Below are 4,861 nucleotides of genomic sequence, written 5' to 3'. Positions count from 1 at the left end.
CAAACGCCCCTCGCTGAAGCCCGCCAGTACTGGGGCTTTCGGAGGGGCGTGCGGCGTGCGGAGAGAGTTCCCCCGCCGGAAATTGGCGCGCCCATCTCGCGTAAGTCCAACTTTCATTGACGAGCGCCTGCGGGCCTAAACCCAGTTTCCGCGACCGGAGTGCTGCCTGTTAAGAAATTTCGACACCAGCGAACGACATCTGTCGTCGGCCGTCGACCAGTGCCCTTCAAGGCGCACTCCCATACAACAGCAACGCGCCAGCCGCGCTCCAGGAGTGCTTGCTGTGTCCGTTTATCGCGAAGTTGATTGCCACCAATCTTCTTGAACCAGAACTCTCGGCGGGTAGACGGCGCCTTAAATCTCGGGCAATCGTGGCCGTGCCAAAAACATCCGTGTACGAAAATCACAGCGCGATACCGGGGGAACACTAGGTCCGGACTGCCAGGGAGATCTCGAGCATGTAGCTTGTAGCGAAATCCGTCAGCATGAAGACCCCTTCTAAGCATTAGCTCGGGAGTGGTATTCCGGCTGCGGATACGACTCATGTTCAAGCGGCGCTGCTCAGGAGTTAGAACATCCATAAGAAGCGCCGTGAATGATCTTTAGACAGCCGCTGCGAGGCGGGGTTTAGCTTCCTTTTGCTTTGCTTTTGACGCCGCGATACCTGAGCGCAGGGTGGCGAGCATTGCATTGCCTAGCGCTCTAGCTAGCAATGGCGGAACTGCATTCCCGATCTGTTTGAATGCCGGGTTCATTGTACCGCTGAACTGAAATCCATCCGGGAAAGACTGCAAGCGTGCGGCTTCACGAACAGAGATAGTGCGCGCTTGTTGGCTGTCATAGTGAATGTGACTGTAGCCATCTTTGCCAAGATGAGCCATGAGCGTCCTTGCCGGCTGATCCCGCCACATCTTGCGCCACTTATTTGGAAACTTGGTTGCGTCATAAGGTGGGACAATCGAATCCCAAAGCGCCTTGTACCTGACGGAGCCTTCGGAAATTTTGTTGCCTTGGGTTCGCTCAGCCTTCAAGCGTTCTTGGAACATGGCCACCGCGTGGGCGTAAGCCTGCGGATACTGATCGCCGGCGTTGAGGCGTGAAAATAGCTCGTAATCGCGAGGCAGATAGCGGATGACGTGATCCCGGACCCCATCCCCGGGCGCCTCGTGCCCTGGCCAAGTTCTCATCTGCGTTGCGAATACGGAGGGCTTCTTCCTGCTGTACTTCACAGGTGTATCGAACCGTCTTGCGCCTTTCTTGAGCTCGCCTCTAGCCAGCAGATCACGTGCATAGATTGGGGCCAGATCTCCGAGAGCATCCTCTGCTGTAACAGCAGGCGGCAAGTCTCGGGAAGCGGGCGGCGGCTCAATGTAGCAATGAGCTTCTCCGAACAGATTATTCAATGTCTTCAGGGCAACCGCACGTGAACCTTCATATCCGGGCGGTAGCACAAGCCAGTGGGTAGGGTCCGGAAAAGTGACGTGATCCGTAATTTCACGGCGGTACGCAAGCAAGAACATACGTTCTCGCATCTGGGGTACGCCATAGAAAGCAGCATTGAGTAACGTGTATCCGCACACGTAACCCTTGGCGGCCAAGACCTCGCATGTTTCCTCGGCGATGTTCTGACCACCGTGATTTAAAATATCCGGAACGTTTTCCATCATCACCGCTAGCGGCTGGAAGGCATCGACGTATTCCAGATACTTCTTATAGAGCTGAGCTCTGGGATCATGGATGAATGCCTCAGGGTGCTCTTCGATTTCCCTGAGCTTCGATCTGCCTACGCGCGCAAAGGCTTGACATGGAGGCCCGCCTACCACGACATCAAATGCATCCTCTACGCGACCCAAGCCGAGTCGGGCGCACAAGGCGGCGGGGCTCGTCTGTGTTATGTCGATCGCCGAGCAATGGGCTGGGTCATTGCCATGGAAATTCAGACCGTGAGATCGAGCTGCGTCAGGATCAAATTCCACGGCGCCGTGAATCTCAAAGCCAGCAGCTTCAAAGCCCAAAGAAATTCCACCACATCCTGCGAACAGATCCAGCACTCGAGGCCGGCCGCCTGCGAGAAGACGGTCCAGCTTTTTCTGAAGGGAAGGGTTCTTCATCTAAATCATTTCCTGGCGGAGTCGGATAGCCGGAGCGGGAGTTCGAGCTGACCTTGGTGCTCCTCGAGGAAGCGCTGGACGGCAATTCGGACCACCCAGGCAGCTGATACGCCGTTAGTTCCCGCAAGTGCAGACAAGCGGTAGTGCATTTCCTCCGGCAGAAGAACAGAGGTTCTGACTGTCTTGCGATCTGGCGCGATTGGGGGGCGGGCCATCGCTCATTGCCTGAAGGACGATGGTGCAACCATACATCAAAATGCATATCATTGCACCTCAATAGCTCGGCCTAGGCTGGCCCAAGAAGGACATCCTGATGACCCGGAAACTCGCGCTGAAGCGACTTACAGCTTCCGATTTGACGCTGTTTAAATGGCATTTCAAAAATCGCCCTGCTGGGAAGCAGAAAGCGTTTAATCTGGACGCCAGAATCTTGGTGGACGGTTTGTATCCTGTATTGAAGACGATATCGAATGTGCCGTTTCCGCGATATCCGCTCAATTTGCATCTTTTTGGTCCAGGACTGTCCCCAGCAATTAATCTCCAAAGAAAGATTCTTAAGCAGGAGAAGAATTGGCGCCTGAATGGCGAGTTGATTGACAACCCGGAGGAAAGCCCCGAGCGATTTAACGTCCTCGCGCCTGGAGATTTTGCGTTTATCGAGTTCTCGGGGGATCAGGTCCCTGATTCGGCAAGCGTGGTGCTAGTCGCTAAAGGACACTCATCCGATGAAATAATACATGCGGAACTGGATCGAAAATTTCCAGCGGGCTCAATGTGGCTTATTAAGACCTCTGTTGTCTCGGAGATTCTTGAAGCTTGCGCGACTCCAGAGAGTCACCCTCTATATGACTGGGTCGAGGGCGAAACCGTCGAGGAAGCGGTCTTGGGCGGTGCCGCCGGAATAGAAAAAATCAATAAGCGCCGTGCGGGCCGAGGAATCAGTCCGGAAGACTTTCTCCGTTATCGTCAAAGTGCGGAACAAAATGGCGTGACGGGTGAAAGACTATTGAATGACTATTACGAGCGTCAAGTGGAAGCGGGCGAGCTCGAAGGGTTTGAGTGGACCTCCAGCATCAACGCAATCTCACCATTTGATTTTCGCATGAGGGTAAGCGGAGCTGGCACGCGGCTTGTTGAGGTTAAGAGCACCTCGGGAAATTTCGGCACATCTATTCACATCTCTTTTGGCGAACTCTATCACGCTGCCCACGGCGGAGTGCCGTATGACGTTGTTCGGATATATAACGTTACAGATGGCGCTGCTAAGTTTCGGATAGCGAGAGATTGCGGAGCTGCATTTGAGGCCATCTTGCAAGCACTAGAAGCGCTACCCACTGGGGTAGGGGTCGATGCAATTTCTATTCGACCGGACATGCTTCCCTTCTCGAAGGAAGAAATAAGTCTTGAGTTTCCTGTCGAGAACGATGTCGAAGCGGCTAGGGCTGACTAGCGAATGCGATTGGGAGGACAATCAATTGTTGGCGCCAGTCCAAAGACGGGTTGATGGCTATGTCGCTAAGGAAGGTGGCATCCGGCATTGCGTCGTCGAGGATCGCTTCGACGATCTCTGGCGCCAGCGTCGTCAGGTTCAGCACTCGCGCGACGTAGCTGACGTCCGCTCCCTCTCGGCGGGCGATGTCGCTCAAGCTCGCGGCCTCCCCCTCCTCCAGCATCGCCAGCCAGCGGTGCGCCCGCATCAGCGCGACCTGCAACGGCGTCTTCTGCTTGTCCCAGGGGCGACTATTCTCTGGCGCTGCCTGGATCTGCACGAGGCGCCGGCCGTTCCGGCGCTTTAGCCGGATGGGGGCGACGACGATCATGCTGCCGTCGCTGATCTCCAGGCACTGGGCCTGACCGGTGATCTCCAAGTTCGGTCGGCTCATGCCGCCTCCTCGGCCGATAACTGCATCTCATCAACGGTCGCCCGGAGGCCGCCAGCTCGAAAATGCACCTCCAGCGACTCGTTCCCGACCGTGACCTTGTTGACCAACTGGCGCAGCAGCCGAGCTTGCTCGGCTGGCCCCAGCAGGTCCCACAGCTTGTCGACCTGCGTCATCGCAACCGTGACTTTAGCCTCGTCCAGCCTTGGGTTCCGCGCTATTTCGGCCTTGATCAGGTCGCCCAGCAGCGCCGGCATCTTCAGCACGTGGCGCAGCTGCTGGACGACGGCGGCCTCTAGTTCGGCGGCGGGAAAGCGGAGCGCGTCCTTGCCTTTGGCGCCCTCGTGCAATGCGCGGGTGCTGAGATAGTAGCGGTAGGTACGGCCGTTCTTCTTGGTCGTATGCCACGGCGTCAACGCCCGGCCGTCTGGGGCGACCAGCAGGCCTCGCAGGGGGAAGGCCACCTTACCGGACTCGAGCCGCATACGCGCCGGGACTGGCGCCGACAGCCGGGCTTGCGCCCGCTCCCACAAGTCGGCGGTCACGATGGCAGGGTGGGCGTTAGGAAACCACTGATCATGGTGCCGTAACTCGCCAAGGTAAGTCCGGTTCGCCAGCATCTTGTACAAGAGCGACTTGTCGATCGGCTTGCCGGTGATCTGCCTACCCGAACGGGTGGTCCAGACCTTCGAGGTTGCGCCACGCGCTCGCAGCTCGCGCAGCAAGGTCACAGCAGAGCCATGTTCGGCGAAGTGTTCAAATACGTAGCTGACCAGCACGGCCTCGGCCTGATTGACCGCCAGCCGCCGGTTCTTAAGATCGTATCCCAGCGGCGGAACCCCGTGCATCCATAGCCCCTTCTTCTTGCTC

Annotated in this window: 6 protein-coding genes; 1 reads left to right on the top strand and 5 read right to left on the bottom strand. The window is 57.0% G+C overall.

Annotated features, from left to right (window positions below):
- Positions 1-113: 113 nt before the first annotated feature.
- Genes TX83_RS01230 through TX83_RS24135 form a run of 3 tightly spaced genes read right to left on the bottom strand, consistent with a single transcriptional unit; the run spans position 114 to position 2,326 of the window.
- A complete protein-coding gene (locus tag TX83_RS01230) occupies positions 114-581 on the bottom strand; it encodes a very short patch repair endonuclease (RefSeq protein ID WP_075574928.1) in 468 nt (155 codons plus the stop codon).
- 21 nt (positions 582-602) lie between these two features.
- The gene (locus tag TX83_RS01225) at positions 603-2,111 is read right to left on the bottom strand and encodes a DNA cytosine methyltransferase (RefSeq protein WP_075574927.1); all 1,509 of its coding nucleotides are present in this window, start codon (positions 2,109-2,111) and stop codon (positions 603-605) included.
- Positions 2,112-2,116: 5 nt separating this feature from the next.
- Positions 2,117-2,326, bottom strand: a complete 210-nt coding sequence (locus TX83_RS24135; protein ID WP_075574926.1) for a ribbon-helix-helix protein, CopG family — start codon at positions 2,324-2,326, stop codon at positions 2,117-2,119.
- A 98-nt stretch (positions 2,327-2,424) separates the two neighbouring features.
- On the opposite strand from TX83_RS24135, the gene TX83_RS01215 reads away from it, so the two are divergent.
- Positions 2,425-3,561 (top strand): protein NO VEIN domain-containing protein, encoded by a 1,137-nt coding sequence (locus TX83_RS01215; protein ID WP_079247972.1) that lies wholly within the window; start codon positions 2,425-2,427, stop codon positions 3,559-3,561.
- Here the strand turns inward: TX83_RS01215 and TX83_RS01210 are convergent.
- Both TX83_RS01210 and TX83_RS01205 read right to left on the bottom strand, forming a co-directional pair.
- Positions 3,548-3,994 (bottom strand): hypothetical protein, encoded by a 447-nt coding sequence (locus TX83_RS01210; protein ID WP_064746097.1) that lies wholly within the window; start codon positions 3,992-3,994, stop codon positions 3,548-3,550. The two genes, TX83_RS01215 and TX83_RS01210, sit on opposite strands and share 14 nt — an antisense overlap.
- The coding region (locus TX83_RS01205) for a recombinase family protein (RefSeq protein WP_222423698.1) at positions 3,991-4,861 on the bottom strand (871 nt) is incomplete at its 5' end. The genes TX83_RS01210 and TX83_RS01205, both read right to left, overlap by 4 nt.

Origin of the sequence: Lysobacter antibioticus HS124 (genome assembly GCF_000336385.2) — a bacterium.
Taxonomy (GTDB): domain Bacteria; phylum Pseudomonadota; class Gammaproteobacteria; order Xanthomonadales; family Xanthomonadaceae; genus Lysobacter; species Lysobacter firmicutimachus.
The sequence above is the reverse complement of the archived record's forward strand: the minus strand, read 5'-3'. Positions and strand labels throughout refer to the sequence as shown.